The sequence below is a fragment of the Ruegeria sp. C10 genome (genome assembly GCF_056537805.1).
The window spans coordinates 99,049-114,082 of sequence record NZ_JBQFSC010000001.1; the positions used below are offsets into that span (position 1 = coordinate 99,049).

Annotated in this window: 19 protein-coding genes; 8 read left to right on the forward strand and 11 right to left on the reverse strand. The window is 57.9% G+C overall.

Annotated features, from left to right (window positions below):
- Positions 1–14: 14 nt before the first annotated feature.
- The gene (locus ACR0DE_RS00490; RefSeq protein ID WP_170394788.1) at positions 15–194 is read left to right on the forward strand and encodes a hypothetical protein; all 180 of its coding nucleotides are present in this window, start codon (positions 15–17) and stop codon (positions 192–194) included.
- Here ACR0DE_RS00490 and map read toward each other — a convergent pair.
- Together map and sfsA are read right to left on the reverse strand one after the other, a co-directional pair.
- A complete protein-coding gene (map, locus tag ACR0DE_RS00495; protein WP_170394785.1) occupies positions 182–994 on the reverse strand; it encodes a type I methionyl aminopeptidase in 813 nt (270 codons plus the stop codon). The genes ACR0DE_RS00490 and map overlap by 13 nt on opposite strands.
- Positions 995–1,103: 109 nt before the next feature.
- Positions 1,104–1,805 (reverse strand): DNA/RNA nuclease SfsA, encoded by a 702-nt coding sequence (gene sfsA / locus ACR0DE_RS00500; protein WP_480751053.1) that lies wholly within the window; start codon positions 1,803–1,805, stop codon positions 1,104–1,106.
- 51 nt (positions 1,806–1,856) lie between these two features.
- Here sfsA and ACR0DE_RS00505 point away from each other — a divergent pair, with 51 nt between their 5' ends.
- The 5 genes from ACR0DE_RS00505 (at position 1,857) to ACR0DE_RS00525 (ending at position 5,729) form a co-directional block, all read left to right on the forward strand.
- Positions 1,857–2,579: a molybdopterin-binding protein gene (locus tag ACR0DE_RS00505; protein ID WP_170394779.1), complete on the forward strand. Its 723-nt coding sequence runs from the start codon at positions 1,857–1,859 to the stop codon at positions 2,577–2,579.
- Entirely contained in the window at positions 2,576–3,286 is a 711-nt protein-coding gene (locus ACR0DE_RS00510; protein WP_480751058.1) for a GNAT family N-acetyltransferase, read from the forward strand. Before ACR0DE_RS00505 ends, ACR0DE_RS00510 begins: the two co-directional genes overlap by 4 nt.
- A 10-nt stretch (positions 3,287–3,296) precedes the next feature.
- A complete protein-coding gene (locus ACR0DE_RS00515) occupies positions 3,297–3,869 on the forward strand; it encodes a peroxidase-related enzyme (protein ID WP_480561944.1) in 573 nt (190 codons plus the stop codon).
- Positions 3,866–4,765 carry an OmpA family protein gene (locus ACR0DE_RS00520; RefSeq protein ID WP_480751061.1) on the forward strand — a complete coding sequence of 300 codons (900 nt, stop codon included), beginning with the start codon at positions 3,866–3,868 and terminating at the stop codon, positions 4,763–4,765. The genes ACR0DE_RS00515 and ACR0DE_RS00520 overlap by 4 nt, the downstream gene beginning before the upstream one ends.
- A gap of 148 nt (positions 4,766–4,913) precedes the next feature.
- Positions 4,914–5,729, forward strand: coding sequence for a DUF2189 domain-containing protein (locus ACR0DE_RS00525; RefSeq protein WP_170514036.1), 816 nt, complete (start codon positions 4,914–4,916; stop codon positions 5,727–5,729).
- 66 nt (positions 5,730–5,795) lie between these two features.
- Here ACR0DE_RS00525 and ACR0DE_RS00530 read toward each other — a convergent pair whose 3' ends face one another.
- On the reverse strand, positions 5,796–6,701 hold the full coding sequence (locus ACR0DE_RS00530; RefSeq protein WP_170394766.1) for a LysR family transcriptional regulator: 906 nt from the start codon (positions 6,699–6,701) through the stop codon (positions 5,796–5,798).
- Positions 6,702–6,929: 228 nt separating this feature from the next.
- Between ACR0DE_RS00530 and ACR0DE_RS00535 the strand changes: the two genes are divergently transcribed.
- Positions 6,930–7,370 carry a DUF4399 domain-containing protein gene (locus ACR0DE_RS00535; RefSeq protein ID WP_170466618.1) on the forward strand — a complete coding sequence of 147 codons (441 nt, stop codon included), beginning with the start codon at positions 6,930–6,932 and terminating at the stop codon, positions 7,368–7,370.
- Between the two features lie 26 nt (positions 7,371–7,396).
- On the opposite strand, the gene ACR0DE_RS00540 is transcribed toward ACR0DE_RS00535, so the two are convergent.
- The 3 genes from ACR0DE_RS00540 to ACR0DE_RS00550 form a co-directional block, all read right to left on the reverse strand.
- Complete coding sequence (locus ACR0DE_RS00540) at positions 7,397–7,786, reverse strand: hypothetical protein (RefSeq protein WP_480751065.1); 390 nt, start codon at positions 7,784–7,786, stop codon at positions 7,397–7,399.
- Positions 7,783–8,034 carry a hypothetical protein gene (locus ACR0DE_RS00545; RefSeq protein WP_170394756.1) on the reverse strand — a complete coding sequence of 84 codons (252 nt, stop codon included), beginning with the start codon at positions 8,032–8,034 and terminating at the stop codon, positions 7,783–7,785. The genes ACR0DE_RS00540 and ACR0DE_RS00545 overlap by 4 nt, the downstream gene beginning before the upstream one ends.
- Before the next feature lie 96 nt (positions 8,035–8,130).
- On the reverse strand, positions 8,131–10,158 hold the full coding sequence (locus ACR0DE_RS00550) for an FAD-dependent oxidoreductase (RefSeq protein ID WP_480751067.1): 2,028 nt from the start codon (positions 10,156–10,158) through the stop codon (positions 8,131–8,133).
- Positions 10,159–10,295: 137 nt separating this feature from the next.
- On the opposite strand from ACR0DE_RS00550, the gene ACR0DE_RS00555 reads away from it, so the two are divergent.
- Positions 10,296–10,781: an RNA pyrophosphohydrolase gene (locus tag ACR0DE_RS00555; RefSeq protein ID WP_170394750.1), complete on the forward strand. Its 486-nt coding sequence runs from the start codon at positions 10,296–10,298 to the stop codon at positions 10,779–10,781.
- 6 nt (positions 10,782–10,787) lie between these two features.
- Here ACR0DE_RS00555 and ACR0DE_RS00560 read toward each other — a convergent pair whose 3' ends face one another.
- From ACR0DE_RS00560 to ACR0DE_RS00580, 5 genes are all read right to left on the reverse strand, one after another.
- Complete coding sequence (locus ACR0DE_RS00560) at positions 10,788–12,125, reverse strand: serine hydrolase domain-containing protein (protein WP_480561954.1); 1,338 nt, start codon at positions 12,123–12,125, stop codon at positions 10,788–10,790.
- Positions 12,126–12,207: 82 nt separating this feature from the next.
- The gene (locus ACR0DE_RS00565) at positions 12,208–13,197 is read right to left on the reverse strand and encodes an adenosine kinase (RefSeq protein WP_480751070.1); all 990 of its coding nucleotides are present in this window, start codon (positions 13,195–13,197) and stop codon (positions 12,208–12,210) included.
- Positions 13,194–13,838, reverse strand: coding sequence for an endonuclease III (gene nth, locus ACR0DE_RS00570; RefSeq protein WP_480751072.1), 645 nt, complete (start codon positions 13,836–13,838; stop codon positions 13,194–13,196). The genes ACR0DE_RS00565 and nth overlap by 4 nt, the downstream gene beginning before the upstream one ends.
- A gap of 96 nt (positions 13,839–13,934) precedes the next feature.
- Positions 13,935–14,576 carry a cysteine hydrolase family protein gene (locus tag ACR0DE_RS00575; protein ID WP_480751074.1) on the reverse strand — a complete coding sequence of 214 codons (642 nt, stop codon included), beginning with the start codon at positions 14,574–14,576 and terminating at the stop codon, positions 13,935–13,937.
- A gap of 1 nt (position 14,577) precedes the next feature.
- The gene (locus ACR0DE_RS00580) at positions 14,578–15,015 is read right to left on the reverse strand and encodes a MarR family winged helix-turn-helix transcriptional regulator (protein WP_480751076.1); all 438 of its coding nucleotides are present in this window, start codon (positions 15,013–15,015) and stop codon (positions 14,578–14,580) included.
- Positions 15,016–15,034 lie beyond the last annotated feature (19 nt).

The window sequence follows — 15,034 nt, forward strand, 5'->3', positions numbered from 1 at the left end:
GTTATGCTTGGTCCATGGACCGCGCTATCACACCTCCGCTCTGGGCTTTTTCGAAAGACGCCGACACCACAACTGGGCCTCCGCCCAAACCGATGCGCGCGCCGGTGTTCATTCACGACGCGGTCATCCCGTGGCGGGATGAAACCTTGCTGCTGAAGCTATTACGCGATCAGGCGACCGATCAGGACGAATAGGTCGGGTGATATTTGCCGCCCGGTGACAAGGTGAAAATCTCAACCCCATCTGCGGTCACACCGACCGAATGCTCGAACTGCGCCGACAGCGATTTGTCGCGGGTCACGGCAGTCCAGTCATCGGACAGTGTCTTGGTTTCAGGACGCCCCAGATTGACCATCGGCTCGATGGTAAAGAACATGCCCTCTTCCAACACAGCTCCGGTACCCGGACGACCATAGTGCAGGACATTTGGTGGCGCGTGGAACACCCTGCCCAGACCGTGGCCGCAGAAATCGCGTACAACGCTCATCCGATGCGCCTCGACATAGGCCTGAATGGCGTGGCCGATATCGCCGAAGGTATTGCCCGGCTTGACCATCTCGATACCCTTGAACAGCGCGTCGTGGGTCACCTGAATCAGCCGTTCGGCCTTGCGCGGCAATTTACCCGCCACATACATGCGCGACGTATCACCGAACCAGCCATCAACGATGACGGTCACGTCGATATTCAGAATGTCGCCATCCTTCAGCTTTTTGTCACCCGGAATGCCGTGACAGACCACGTGGTTCACGCTGATGCAGCTGGCGTGCTGATAACCCTTGTAACCAATGGTTGCCGATTCCGCGCCTGCATCCTCGACCATCTGAGTGATCAGCCCGTCAATCGCACCGGTGGTCTGGCCGACAAAAACATGTTCAGCAATGTCATCCAATATCCGCGCAGCCAGCGCCCCTGCCGCATGCATGCCGGCAAAGTCACTCTGTTCATAGATGCGGATACCGTCTTTGGTCAGACGGCCACGATGTTCTTTCATCGGTGCGGGACTCCAAATATTTCACGCAGCACTTCTTTTACGCTGCTTGTGCAGAAAGTACCAGAGGGCTCGGTTTTCAACTAGTAAATAGGGTCTATCAAAGAAGTTTCTAGCCCGCGCCCCATTGCCGAGCGGGCTCAACCCAGACGCCTTCGGGCGTGATCCGAGTTCCAACGACAAAGCGTTCAACCCCTATCGCTGCCTCAAACGCCGCCGCATAGGCTGGGTCAATATCATCGGCCAGTGCAAACCGATCGCAATCGGTCCTTTGCACCAGATAAAGCATGATCGCCCGATGGCCCTGTACGGCCATCTTTGCCATTTCGCCCAAATGTTTGGTGCCGCGTGCGGTGACGCTGTCGGGAAACTCGGCGAGGCCCGCTTGGCGTGAGAGGGTGACGCTTTTGACCTCGACATAAGCATCGGGTAGGCCCGGCCCGGTCAGTAGGAAATCGATACGGCTGTTTTCACCGTATTTGACCTCGGGGCGCACGGTTTCATAGGCGGCCAGCTCGGGGATTTCACGCGCCTCGAGCGCCAACCGAAGCGCCTTGTTGGGGACTGATGTGTCGACCCCTGTGAAATGCCCGTTCTCATGATCGACCAGCCGCCAGCCGTATTTCAGCTTTTTCTTCGGATCGTCGTTGGGTTCCAGCCAGATTTTCTCACCCGGTTCTGCGAGCCCCATCATTGAGCCCGGATTGGCGCAATGGGCTGTCACCTCGCGCCCGTCTTCCAGCCTGCAGTCTGCCAGAAAGCGTTTGTAGCGGCGGATCAGTCGAGCAGGGACAAGGGGGGTTTCAAATCGCATGGCCAAGGGCCTATACCTGCCCTAACGGTCGATCAAGAGGGAGGGCGCGTCATGGCCAATCCAACCGCTGCAATGTTGGTGATCGGGGATGAGATCCTCTCGGGCCGCACCCGCGATGCCAATATGCATTATCTGGCTGGAGAGCTGACCAAACACGGCATTGACCTGAAAGAGGTGCGCATTGTCAGCGATGATGCACCCGCGATTGAGGCAGCCGTAAGGGCGCTATCAGAGGCCCATGACCATGTGTTTACCAGTGGTGGTATTGGTCCGACCCATGACGACATCACCGCTGACTGCATCGCCCGTGCTTTTGGCGTGCATATCGATGTTCGCGACGACGCGCGTGCATTGCTTGAGGCGCATTACGAGAAATCCGGGCTGGAGCTGAACGACGCTCGCCTGCGCATGGCGCGTATTCCGGAAGGGGCCGAATTGATCGACAACCCGGTCTCGACCGCGCCCGGCTTTACCATCAACAACGTCCATGTCATGGCCGGGGTGCCTTTGGTTTTTCAGGCCATGGTTGCAAGTGTTCTGCCTTCGCTCATCGGAGGTAGCCCGCTTTTGTCGCAGACGCTGCGTGTGGATCGGGGTGAAGGCGATATTGCAGCAACTTTGGCCGCACTGGCCAAAGACTTCGGCGATCTCTCGATCGGCTGTTATCCGTTTCAGACGAATGGCGTCTTCGGAGCCAACGTCGTCGTGCGCGGCACCGAGGGCGGACGGATCGATGCCGCCATGACCCGCCTTGCGAAAGAGATCGAGCTTTGAATCCCGATTGGGCCGCCGTTGTCGATGGCACATGGCCTGCCGCCGACTATCAAACGCAAGGCCCATTTCGACTGCGGCAAGGACAGGGCGGAGGTTCACGCGTCTCTGCCGCCAATCGCACCGGGGACGTCACCAGCGCCGATATCGATGCGGCCGAAAGCGCCATGGAGGCGATGGGTCAAAAACGCATCTTCTGCCTACGGCCCGGAGATGAGGCGCTGGATGCAATGCTTGCGCAACGCGGCTACGACATCCTTGATCCGGTTAATATCTATTCCTGCCCGGCGCAGCAGTTGACCGATATCCCGATCCCGCGCGTGACTGTTTTCAACATCTGGGAACCGCTGGCCATCATGCGTGAGATCTGGGCGCAGGGCGGTATCGGCCCCGAACGGATTGCGATCATGTACCGGGCACCGGGCCCAAAGACCGGCCTTTTGTTGCGCCACAGCGATCAGCCCGCAGGAACCGGCTTCGTGGCGATCCATGAAGGTATCGCGATGGTTCACGCGCTGGAAATCCTGCCGGATCACCGCCGCAAGGGGTTGGGCCAGTGGGCCATGCGCGCCGCGGCCTTTTGGGCGCTGGACAATGGCGCGCAGACGCTTAGCGTGATCTGTACCAAGGCGAACGCGGGGGCCAATGGCCTCTACCACTCGCTTGGGATGAAGATCGTCGGAGAATACCACTATCGCCAGCGCGCCTGAGGAGGACGAATTGACCAAACAGGACATGCCCACTGCCCTGGATCTGCCAATGGTGGACCCACTACCGTCAGAGACGCAGAAATACTTTGATATCTGTGTTGAGAAACTGGGAATGGTGCCGAATGTCCTGCGCGCCTATGCCTTCGATATCGACAAGCTTAATGCCTTCACTTCGATGTATAATGATCTGATGCTGGCCGATAGCGGGCTGACCAAGCTGGAACGCGAGATGATTGCGGTCGTGGTGTCCTCGATCAACAAATGTTTCTACTGCCTCGTGGCTCATGGCGCAGCGGTGCGGCAGCTTTCGGACGATCCGCAGCTGGGTGAGATGCTGGTCATGAACTACCGCGTCGCCAAATTGGACGCGCGCCAACGTGCAATGCTGGATTTCGCAGCCAAGATGACCACCGCCAGCACCACAATCGAAGAGCCCGATCGCCAGCTTTTACGCGATGTCGGGTTTTCGGATCGCGATATCTGGGACATTGCCAATGTCACCGGTTTCTTCAATATGACCAACCGCGTGGCCAGTGCCACTGCCATGGTCCCGAACCCAGAGTATCACGCGCAGTTCCGATGATCCGTTTCCTGTTCCTTAGCCTCCTTTTGGCCGTGCCTGTGCAGGCGCAGGAACTGACGTTGCCCGCCAGCGCCCGGCAGATTTCGGATCGCACCAGTGCATTGGACAGCTACGACCTGCCAACCGGCGTGTTTGCCGACGGCGCGGTTCCATCCCGCACTGTCGAAGGGCGTGTCGAGCGGCTAACATGGCGTCTGCAGGCCGGGTCCAGCACGACGCTGCAAATTCTTGCACCGCTTCGGGATCAGCTTCAGGCGCAAGGTTTCGAGATCGCGTTTGAATGCGAGGCACGCAATTGTGGCGGTTTCGATTTCCGCTTTGGCACCGAAGTGGTGCCGACGCCTGACATGTATGTGGCGATCCACGATTACCGTTTTCTATCCGCCTCCCGCGGTGACGAAGTGCTGAGCCTGCTGGTCAGCCGCAACCCGCCGGATGGCTATGTGCAGATGATCCGGGTGACCCCGCAAGGTACGCTGCCTGCGCAGCCACTTGTGATCGAGGAAACCGTTGAGGGCCCTGCCGGGTTGCTAAACGATCTCAGCAGTACCGGACATGTCATCCTTGATGACCTGCACTTTCGCACCGGCGAAGTCGCGCTGGGCGAAGGGTCGTTTGCCTCGCTTGCGCTGCTTGCGGGCTATCTGGCCGACAATCCTTCGACCCGTTTGGCGCTGGTAGGGCACACGGATGATACGGGCGCATTGCAGGCCAATATTGCGGTCAGCACCAAACGGGCGGAAGCCGTGCGTGCGCGCCTGATCGAAGCGCACGGTGTTGCCGCCGACCGGATCGAGGCGCAGGGCGTAGGCTATCTTGCGCCCATCACCTCTAACGCTACGCCCGAGGGCCGCGATCTCAATCGCCGGGTCGAGGCGGTGTTGCTGGTCAACTAACAGGCGCGAGCACCGCGGACACCCTGTGTCCCCCTTGCCCTGATGGCGCGGCCTGATGCACACTTGCAGCTAATCGGTGCGTCTGTCTTGCCATCAGGCCTGTTGGCAGGCAGTCCCACCAGTCACCATGCTTTGGGAGGAATGCGTCATGGCATCCAAAACCGAAGATACCACTCCGCCGGATAACACGGTCCCACAGCAATCCATGCCCGAGGTTAACAGGCTGACGGCCGAGGATATTACCGCATCGCTGAAGGCCGGGTTTTCCGACTTCCTCGCACACCCGGTCATGAGCGGCTTTTTCGGCCTGTTCTACGCGGTTTTCGGCATCCTGTTCGTTTGGTGCCTGGTCGGGCTTGGCAAGATCTGGATGATCATTCCTGCCGCCGTAGGCTTTCCGCTGGTTGCCCCATTTGCGGCCGCCGGGCTTTATGAAATGTCCCGTAGGATGCAGAAAGGGGAAAGCTTCGGTTGGTCCGAAATCCTCAGCGTCATGGCCCATCAACGCAAGCGCGAGATGGGTTGGATGGCCTTTGTCACCCTGTTCATTTTCTGGGTATGGACCTACCAAATCCGCCTTTGGCTGGCGATCATCCTGCAAAAGGCGTCCTTCTCGGATTTCGAAGGGTTCATGAACACCATCTTCTTCACACCGCAAGGCTGGACCTTTCTAGCGGTCGGCACCTGTATCGGCGCTTTTTTGTCGGCGGTCCTGTTCTCGGTGACTGTGGTGGCCATGCCCATGCTTCTGGATCGGGAAACCAACTTTGTTTCCGCCATGCTCACTTCCATTCGCGTGGTCGCTGAAAGCCCGGTGGTAATGCTCAGTTGGGCGGCGATCATCTCGGTCACCATGCTTTTGTCGCTGGTTCCGGCGTTTCTGGGGCTGATTTTCACGCTGCCGATCCTGGGCCACACCACGTGGCACCTGTATCAGCGGGCCGTATCACCAGAGACTAACTGATGCATCGCTAGACAAAAAAAACCCGTGCTATTCAGCACGGGCCGTTTAGGTGCCACAGGGAGAATTCTACCAGTCCATCGGACCCTTTTCAGCAAAGGATTCGACAAGAAAATCAATGAATGCCCGCACCTTGGGCTGGGTAAACCGGCCCGGCGGGTAGACCGCATAGACGCCCTGAACCTCATCCGGTAGCGATGGCATGGCGTCTACCACCTCGCCCGATTTCAGTGCTTCGGCATATAGATAGCTGGGCAGATGCGCGATCCCAAGCCCCGAGATCGCGGCGTTCAGCAGCGACTGCCCATCATTTACGCTCAGCCAGCCAGCAGTGCGGACCTGACGCTTCTCGCCCGAAGGCGCCGTCAGCTTCCACACGCTGCCCGAGGATTGGCTGGAGTAATGCAGCAGTTTGTGCTCGTTCAAATCGTCGATCTTCTGCGGGCGTCCGAACTGCTCGATATATCTCGGCGACGCGACCATGCGTTTCACTGTTTCGGTCAGCTTACGGGCGCGCAGCGTGCTGTCTTCCAGCTCGCCAATGCGCACGGCCACGTCAAAGCCTTCGGAAATCAGCTCAACATAGCGGTTGTTCAGAACCATGTTCACGGTGATGTCCGGATAGGCCGACAGGAAGTCCGACAGGACCGGCGACAGGTGATTGACGCCAAAATCTGTTGCCACAGAGATCCGCAGCAGACCAGAAGGCGCAGATTGCATCGAAGTCACCAGCGCATCCGCTTCGCCTGCGTCGTTCAGCACGCGACGGGCGCGATCATAATAGGCCAACCCGATCTCGGTTGGCGAAACCCGGCGCGTTGTCCGGTTCAAAAGCCTTGCCCCCAACCGCGCCTCGAGGCTCGAGACGTGTTTAGACACGGCTGATTTGGAGATGCCCATTTTCTTGGCCGCGTCGGTGAAACCACCCTGGTCCACCACGTTGGAAAAGGCCTCCATTTCAGTTAGTCGATCCATTCTCGTTCCCCAGGTCTTCCGTTCGTTGTCTCTTTATCGCGATCAATCTGGGCAAGAACTGGGCAGACATGGGATAATATCAGGGTTTTGAATCGGATCGTTTGCAACTAGGAAACGCCCGGGCCTATATGCCGCGGACCATGCCTTTCGATACAAAACCCCGTTTTCTGGACTTTTTTCCAATCGTGCTATGATGAGAATGGCATTTTTGTGACCACGGAGGAGACTATGAAAGCCCTATTTGCTGTCATTACCCTGTGTCTGACCGCCAGCCTTGCGTGGGCCGGAGGGGAAACACCATCGAATCCAGATGCGAAGGTCTATTTCGTCAACCTGTCTGACGGTGACACCGTGCAATCACCTGTGACCGTAGTCTTTGGCCTCAGCGGCATGGGCGTTGCCCCCGCTGGAACCGAGAAGGAAAATACAGGGCACCATCACCTCCTGATTGATCGCCCACCACTTGGGCAGGGAGAAGACGGTGCGGACGAACTGTCATACGGTCTGCCCGCAGACGACAATCACATTCATTTCGGTGGCGGTCAGACCGAGGTGACTTTGGAATTTGCTCCGGGTGAGCATACTTTGCAGCTGGTGCTTGGGGATGCAGGCCACGTCCCTCATGCGACGCCCATTGTGTCCGAGGTGATTACGATCACAGTGGAGTAACAATTCACCTTCGCCGCAAAACACGATTATGCGGCGGCAGGCAGCAGGAATACATCGCGGGCAAGCTGCGTGTTGAGACGTTCCGCAGAATACCATTGGTTGAGTACTGACTTGGCCATCAGGTCGGAGTTTTCCTGTGCGAAACTCTTAAAGTCAGTAGCTTGCGTGTTGGCCAGCCGCTCTGCGATCAGGCTCATGAATGCGTAGGTGATTGTCAGATTGAACTTGTCCGGAGCGCCTGCGTTCGCTGCTAACATGCGAATTCCCTTGGCGTAGATCGCTGCGGCATCGATGAAATCACACTTGTGTAGCAGGTCATAAGCGACTTGCACATGTTCGGCGTGTCCGAACGTTGCGTTGTCGATTGCGTGTGCTTCAAATGCGATGGTGACGTCGGCGTATCGCGATGCGCTCATTCTTCATCCTCCTTGAAACGGTGGCTGTCTTCAGCTGTCCAATCGAAGTCGTAGACACTTTTGAGCTGTTTGATCTTCTTCAGTGTCTCTTCAGAGAAGGCTGGCTTGTTCTCAAAGCTGTGCAGCGCGATGCCCTCAATCAGGTCGCCAAGGGTCATGTCCAGCGATTCTGCCAGCCCTTTGAGAACTTTCAGAAGCCGCTTCTCGATTCGAATTCCTGTTTGGGTGCGTTCTATTTTCTGACTCATGTGGTACATATGTATATTGATAACAACTGAGTCAAGGAAAACGAAAAAAGCCGCCTCTTCCGGGGCGGCTTTCTCCAGTGCACTGGCATTACAACGTCAGAACGCTGCCGCCAGACGTGTGCCCTGATTGATCGCACGTTTGGCGTCCAGCTCAGCTGCCACATCTGCTCCACCAATCACATGCGGGGTCATTCCACGCTCGATCAGCTCATCCGCCAGCGACCGGTCCGAGACCTGCCCGGCACATAGGACGATCGACTCGGCTGCGATCACGGTTGGATCATCGCGGGTTTCACCAAAGCTGACATGCAGGCCGTCCTCGTCGATGCGCTCATAATTCACACCACCAACGAAACTGACGTCCTTCATCTTTAATGTCGCGCGGTGGATCCAGCCCGTTGTCTTTCCTAGCCCCTTGCCGTGACGCTGCGCCTTGCGCTGCAGCAGCGTGACCTGCCGTGCTGGTGCTTCGGGCTGCGGGCCCTCGGGGGCCAGGCCCGAGCGGTGTTCTGCGGGGTCGGTCACGCCCCACTCCTTCATCCACAATGGAAGGTCCGTGGTTGGGCTGTGACCGTCTTCCAGCAGAAATTCGGAGACATCGAACCCGATGCCTCCGGCCCCGATCACGGCGACGGTGCTGCCGACCTCGGCCTTGTCGCGCAGCACGTCGATGTAGCTGAGCACATTGTCCCGATCCTGGCCGGGAATCTGTGGATCACGTGGAGTGACACCGGTGGCGATGACCACCTCATCATAACCGGTCAGATCATCCGCGCTGACCTCGCGGTTCAGTTCGACCGTCACGCCTAGGTCGTCCATCATGGTACGGTACCAGTCGACCAGTCCCCAGAACTCTTCTTTCCCTGGCACCTGTTTGGCCATGTTCAACTGCCCGCCTATCTCGGCCGCGCGATCAAACAGGGTTACATCATGGCCGCGCTGGGCAGCTGTCATCGCGGTGGACAAACCTGCAGGGCCAGCGCCGACAATGGCCACGGTCTTACGTGTCTCGGCCTTGCCGATCACCAATTCGGTCTCATGACAGGCGCGCGGATTGACCAGGCATGAGGTCAGCTTACCGCTGAAAGTGTGGTCCAAACAGGCCTGATTGCATGCGATACACGGCGCGATCTTCGCGGCCTCATCCGCAATCGCCTTGTTCACGAAATCCGCGTCGGCCAGCATCGGCCGCGCCAGAGACACCATATCGGCGCAACCGGTCGACAGAACTTCTTCGGCAACCTCAGGCGTGTTGATCCGGTTCGAGGTGATCACCGGAATCCCGACTTTACCCATCAGCTTCTTGGTAACCCACGCAAACGCAGCACGGGGAACGCTGGTAGCAATCGTCGGAATCCGCGCCTCGTGCCAGCCGATACCGGTGTTGATGATCGTTGCCCCGGCCTGCTCAATCCGCTGCGCAAGTTCCACAACCTCATCATGGGTCGACCCATTGGGCACAAGATCAATCATCGAAAGGCGATAGATGATGATGAAATCGCTCCCCACGGCTTCCCGCGTGCGGCGCACCACCTCGATAGGCAGACGCATCCGGTTCTCGTATGACCCACCCCAGCGATCCTCGCGCTTGTTGGTGTGGGTCACGAGGAACTGGTTCAGGAAATACCCCTCGGACCCCATGATCTCAACCCCGTCATAGCCCGCCTGTTGAGCCAGAACAGCCGCGTTGACGATGTCGCTGATTTGCTTCTCGATACCCTCTTCGTCCAACTCATGCGGCGGAAACGGAGAAATTGGGGATTTCACCGGGCTGGGGGCCACGCATTTCGGACCATAGGCATAGCGCCCCGCATGCAGGATCTGCATCGCGATCTTGCCGCCTGCCTCATGCACACGTTTGGTCACAATGGAATGGTTCGCCACCTCTTCATCATTGGTCATCATCGAGGCCCCGGGCAGCACCGAGCCCTCAAGGTTCGGGCCAATCCCACCCGTCACCATCAAAGCAACACCACCGCGCGCGCGATCCGCGTAGAATTCAGCAACCCGATTCCAATCGCCAGTCTCTTCCAGCCCGGTATGCATCGAGCCCATCAGCACGCGGTTCTTCAACGTGGTAAAGCCCAGATCCAGCGGGGCCAGCATGTTTGGGTACGCAGTCATGGCAAACTCTCCCTCCCGACTTTGACCGTCAGATTGACCTTCGCGTCACCTTTGTCACGCGAAACCTAACGTCATTCCCTTTGCCTTTACTGCGGCGCTTGCTAGAGACGCAGCAAAGCTTAATCACGAGGCCGCGCATGACCCCTGATGAAATCGCCAAACTGCCCTATCGCCCCTGCGTGGGACTGATGTTGATGAATGCCGAGGGTCTGATCTTTGTCGGTCAGCGCAATGATCGCCACAAGGACGCCTGGCAGATGCCTCAGGGCGGCGTAGACAAAGGCGAAGACCCTTGCGATGCGGCCCTGCGCGAGCTTTGGGAAGAAACTGGAGTGACCGCTGATCTTGTGGAAATCATCGCCGAGACCGACGGCTGGCTGCCCTATGACCTACCGCATGACATTGTGCCGAAAATCTGGAAGGGCCGGTATCGCGGGCAGGAGCAGAAATGGTACCTGATGCGGTTTCTGGGCCGGGATGATCAGATCGACATCGCCACCGAGCACCCCGAGTTCACCCATTGGAAATGGCAGACCACGACGCGGCTGGTCGATGAGATCGTGCCGTTCAAAAAGGACGTCTACCAGCAGGTGCTTTCTGCGTTTCAGCCGCATCTCGGGTAGTTCGGGTTAGGAACCAAGCGCCGTAATCACCGCTTTGGCCAGCGGCAGCGGGGAATAACCGGTATCGGACGGTGTAAGCCCCAATCGCACGATCACCAGATCACGCGAAGGGAATATCCCGACCGATTGCCCATCATGTCCGGCCATCCAGACCGCATCTTCGAACGGGGGTTCTCCACCCGGCACGTCGCGCCACAAGTGACCTTTGGCATATGCCCCGCCCGAGACAGCAACCGGTTCGAACATCCAGTCAGTGAACCCTTCGGGCAGAATTTGCTGCCCGTCCCATGTGCCGCCCTGCAGCAGGAATTGCCCATATCGTGCCCAATCCCGCGCTGTGGCGTACATATAGCTTGAGCCGACAAAGGTGTCAGAAACATCAGTTTCAAGTATGGCCGAGGTCATGCCCAGTGGCAGCAGGAGTGCGCGCTGCGGATAGGACAAGCTGTCATCTTTGACCTGATCCTGCCAGACCCGCGCCAAGACGGTGGATGTGCCCGACGAATAGTTGAATTCAGTATTTGGCTCAGCCTCGGCCTCAAGCGAAGTGACAAACCCCGCCATGTCGTCGCTCAGATATAACATCCGAGTCACGTCCGAGACGTCACCATAGCCTTCGTTCCATCGCAGGCCGCTGGACATGGTCAACATATCCTCGACGGTAATGTGCTGCCGGTTGTCCTCTGCCCAATCGGGAAATGAATCGACCAGTGTATCCGTCAACTTCATCTGACCGGATTTTATCAGCGTTCCAATCAATCCAGAGGTTATGGTTTTTGTCATTGACCAGCCCAGAAGAGGGGTATTTTCGTCAAATCCATCCGCATAAGCCTCACCAATGATCCGGCCATCATGCACCACAACAACGGCGCGGAAGCCCTCTCCCAGAATGGTCGGGTCCGACAGAACCATTGCCAATTTGGAGTTCTGCGCTGGGGCCACTGTGGTGCCTTCCGGCCAAAGTGCATCAGACAGCGCGGGCAGAGTGTCTAGCTGGGCGTTGACCGGTTGGGCCTCATGCGTATTCGCACATCCCAGCCCCTCGCGATATTGGCTGGTCGCAGGGGCGAAGATCCCGAGTAGCTTTGCAGATACTGATTGCGCCTCGGGGTCAACCGAGACCGAGACGTGTTTCAGCAACGGATGCCCGGGCGCCTGCACATCAACCGCCAGAACCTCTTGCGCATCCCGCCCGGCGATGAACACGTTAGAACAGACGATCTTGGCCGAATAGTTGGTCCCGACTCGCAACAGGTCGGGCGGAGAGATCAGCAAGTACCCAACGCCGGCCACAAGCCCCAACGCCAATGTTCCTGCGGTGATCCTGAGTGCTCTGCCCAACATGAATTGGCTCCCCCCTTACATCCAAAAAAAGGGTAGCCATCCCGAAATGTGACGCACCAGCGTTACGTTGCGTTTCGCGGGATCAGAGCAATCCCTCAGCCCGCAGCAATTCCTGCATATTCGCCTCGGGCCGGGGGCCGATATGGCTGATGACTTCGCGTGCGCAGACGTTGCCAATTTTTGCGCAGGTCTCGTAATCGCGGCCTGTTGCCATGCCATAAAGGAACCCGGCGGCAAATTGATCGCCCGCGCCGGTCGCGTCCACGGGTACGACCTTTTCAACCGGTACATCGATGCGTGCGTTGCCGTTTAGAACGGTCACCCCATCGCCAGACCGGGTGCAGACGACCAAAGGGCAAATCTCGGCGGTTTTGGCCAGTGCTTCCTCAAGATCGTCGGTTTCGAAAAGCGATTTGATCTCGGCCTCGTTGCCGATTACAAAATCCAGCTCATTCTCGATCAGCAGCAGGAAATCGACCCGGTGCCGTTCTACACAGAACGGGTCAGAAATGGCGATGCCCGCCTTGCCGCCACCCTTGTGGCAGTTGCGCGCGGCCTCCAGGAATGCCGCCTTGCCCTTTTCCTTGTCGAACAGATAGCCTTCGAGGAACATGATTTGACTGTTGCCCGCAACGTCTTCCGAGACATCCCGAGAAGACAGCTCGGACGAAATACCCAGATAGGTGTTCATCGACCGCTCGCCATCCGGTGAGACAAAGATCATTGAACGCGAGGTCGGCAGCTCGCCCCCCGGCACCGGCGGGTTCACGAAATCCACCCCATCCTCGTTCATCGCATCCGCATAGAACCGCCCCAGCGCATCATCATGCACCCGCCCGATAAACGCCGAATCCAGACCCAGTGCACCCGCCCCGGCGATGGTGTTGGCAACCGAGCCACCCGGAGTCTGCACCCGGCCTTCCATAGAGGCATACAGCACCTCGCCGCGCTCCTGTTCGATCAGCTGCATGATGCCCTTTTCGATGCCCATCAGCTCAAGAAAACTGTCATCGGCTTGGGAAATCACGTCCACAACGGCGTTTCCGATGCCGGTCAGTTGGTAGGTTTTCATTCGGTTTTGTCCTCAAATTCGCAGAGATCGCGGATGATACAGGTCGGGCACTGCGGTTTGCGTGCCTTGCAGTGATAGCGGCCATGCAGGATCAGCCAGTGATGCGCATGCAGCTGAAAGTCGGTCGGTATGTTGTCTTCGATGGCGTGTTCGACGGCGTCCACATTCTTGCCCGGGCAGATGCCGGTGCGGTTGCCGACGCGAAAGATATGCGTGTCCACGGCCTGCGCCGGATATCGCCACCACATGTTTAGGACAACATTGGCTGTCTTGCGCCCCACACCCGGTAGCGATTGAAGCGCCGCGCGGGAGTTGGGCACCTCACCGCCATAGTCTTCGACCAGAATGCGACTCAGCTTGATTACGTTCTTGGCCTTCTGGCGGAACAGGCCGATGGTCTTGATGTGTTCGATCAGACCTTCTTCGCCCAGATCCAGCATCTTCTGTGGCGTGTCGGCGATCTTGAATAGCGCGCGCGTAGCCTTGTTGACGCCGGCATCGGTCGCCTGCGCTGACAGTGCGACGGCAACGACCAGAGTATAGACGTTTACATGCTCCAACTCGCCCTTGGGTTCAGGGTCGGCGTCGTGAAAACGCGTAAAGATCTCGCGGATCTTGTGGTATCCGAGTTGTTTGGCCATCCGAGCCTTAATGCCCTGCCAGACAAGCGGTCGCAATTGAAAAGGTGCGTTTTGGTTTTGCCTAGGCGCGGGTCTTGGTCGATTTATCCCTATGCCTCACGTCTGCAGTCGGAAATCCACCCCCGCCGTTGCAAGTTGATCCCTGATCCCCTGCCACCGGTTCGGATCAGCCGCCAGAACGGCTGCCGAATTGATCTGAACCCGATATCCTCGATTGAGCGCGCCCTGCGCGGTCTTATTCACGCAATGACACCCGTCCAACCCTGTCAGAACCAGCGTTCCGATCCGTTTGTCTTGCAGGAACCGTTCAAAGCCCGGCGAAGAAAAGGCGTCACCTACGGATTTTACAAACTCGGCATCGGGATTCAGCGCAAGACGCGGATCCAACCCAACTCCGTCGGAACCTGCGTTGCCGCGCCCCTGATTGAACCATCCGTTCAGCAAGTTCGCAAGCCGTCCCTTGAATTCATGACGGATGGCAATCACGGACCAGTCAGACTGGCGGGCGCTGTCCGTCGTTGACCGGATCGTCGACAAGGCACCCTCAATTTGTGCGTCATCCCAGGTGGGTATCGAGGTAAAATCTGTTTGCATATCGATCACCAGCAGCGCCGTTTCAGGCCGCGATGCCAGGTCTATTTTGGCTCCGGTTGTCGGAGTGCCAATCTTTCGGATTTGCAAGAGGATGTACAACACGGCGATCATGATGCTTGCCGCTATTATCCAAAGGACGGTCATGTCAGGCCTCCTTGGCGAGTTCTGCGAAATAGCGGGTCAGGGCCAGTTGAACCTTGTGGTAGGCGGCAAGCTCTGACGCAGAAAAATCCTGTGCAAAGCGTGTCAGCTTGGCCATCTCATCCGCTCTGATTGCCGTGATCGTCTCTTCGCCTGCAGGGCTCAGCCGGTAGCAGTAGGTGCCTGCACGTTTGGGATTGGGCTGGCTTTCGATCAGCTGTGCACCCATCAACTCTTTTAAGATGCGCGAGACATATTGTCGTTTCAGCTGCAGCTCGGCGCATAGCACCGGGGCTGTCGCGCCGGGAGATAGCGACAGACCTTCCAAAAGGGCACGTTGCCCGACGGTCACGCCTTTGCGCTGGCTGCCCTGCTCAACTGCTGCCGTGATGTTCCGCAGCAAAGGCCGGGTGGCCTGAACTGCCTGATAAAGCTGATCCAACCTGTGTCCCATACCTGAA

Excerpts from the sequence above, each read along its gene's own strand:
- ACR0DE_RS00490 (WP_170394788.1), top strand. The coding sequence starts at position 15 with ATGGACCGCGCTATCACACCTCCGCTCTGGGCTTTTTCGAAAGACGCC.
- map (WP_170394785.1), bottom strand. The coding sequence starts at position 994 with ATGAAAGAACATCGTGGCCGTCTGACCAAAGACGGTATCCGCATCTAT.
- sfsA (WP_480751053.1), bottom strand. The coding sequence starts at position 1,805 with ATGCGATTTGAAACCCCCCTTGTCCCTGCTCGACTGATCCGCCGCTAC.
- ACR0DE_RS00505 (WP_170394779.1), top strand. The coding sequence starts at position 1,857 with ATGGCCAATCCAACCGCTGCAATGTTGGTGATCGGGGATGAGATCCTC.
- ACR0DE_RS00520 (WP_480751061.1), top strand. The coding sequence starts at position 3,866 with ATGATCCGTTTCCTGTTCCTTAGCCTCCTTTTGGCCGTGCCTGTGCAG.
- ACR0DE_RS00525 (WP_170514036.1), top strand. The coding sequence starts at position 4,914 with ATGGCATCCAAAACCGAAGATACCACTCCGCCGGATAACACGGTCCCA.
- ACR0DE_RS00530 (WP_170394766.1), bottom strand. The coding sequence starts at position 6,701 with ATGGATCGACTAACTGAAATGGAGGCCTTTTCCAACGTGGTGGACCAG.
- ACR0DE_RS00535 (WP_170466618.1), top strand. The coding sequence starts at position 6,930 with ATGAAAGCCCTATTTGCTGTCATTACCCTGTGTCTGACCGCCAGCCTT.
- ACR0DE_RS00540 (WP_480751065.1), bottom strand. The coding sequence starts at position 7,786 with ATGAGCGCATCGCGATACGCCGACGTCACCATCGCATTTGAAGCACAC.
- ACR0DE_RS00545 (WP_170394756.1), bottom strand. The coding sequence starts at position 8,034 with ATGAGTCAGAAAATAGAACGCACCCAAACAGGAATTCGAATCGAGAAG.
- ACR0DE_RS00550 (WP_480751067.1), bottom strand. The coding sequence starts at position 10,158 with ATGACTGCGTACCCAAACATGCTGGCCCCGCTGGATCTGGGCTTTACC.
- ACR0DE_RS00555 (WP_170394750.1), top strand. The coding sequence starts at position 10,296 with ATGACCCCTGATGAAATCGCCAAACTGCCCTATCGCCCCTGCGTGGGA.
- ACR0DE_RS00560 (WP_480561954.1), bottom strand. The coding sequence starts at position 12,125 with ATGTTGGGCAGAGCACTCAGGATCACCGCAGGAACATTGGCGTTGGGG.
- ACR0DE_RS00565 (WP_480751070.1), bottom strand. The coding sequence starts at position 13,197 with ATGAAAACCTACCAACTGACCGGCATCGGAAACGCCGTTGTGGACGTG.
- nth (WP_480751072.1), bottom strand. The coding sequence starts at position 13,838 with ATGGCCAAACAACTCGGATACCACAAGATCCGCGAGATCTTTACGCGT.
- ACR0DE_RS00575 (WP_480751074.1), bottom strand. The coding sequence starts at position 14,576 with ATGACCGTCCTTTGGATAATAGCGGCAAGCATCATGATCGCCGTGTTG.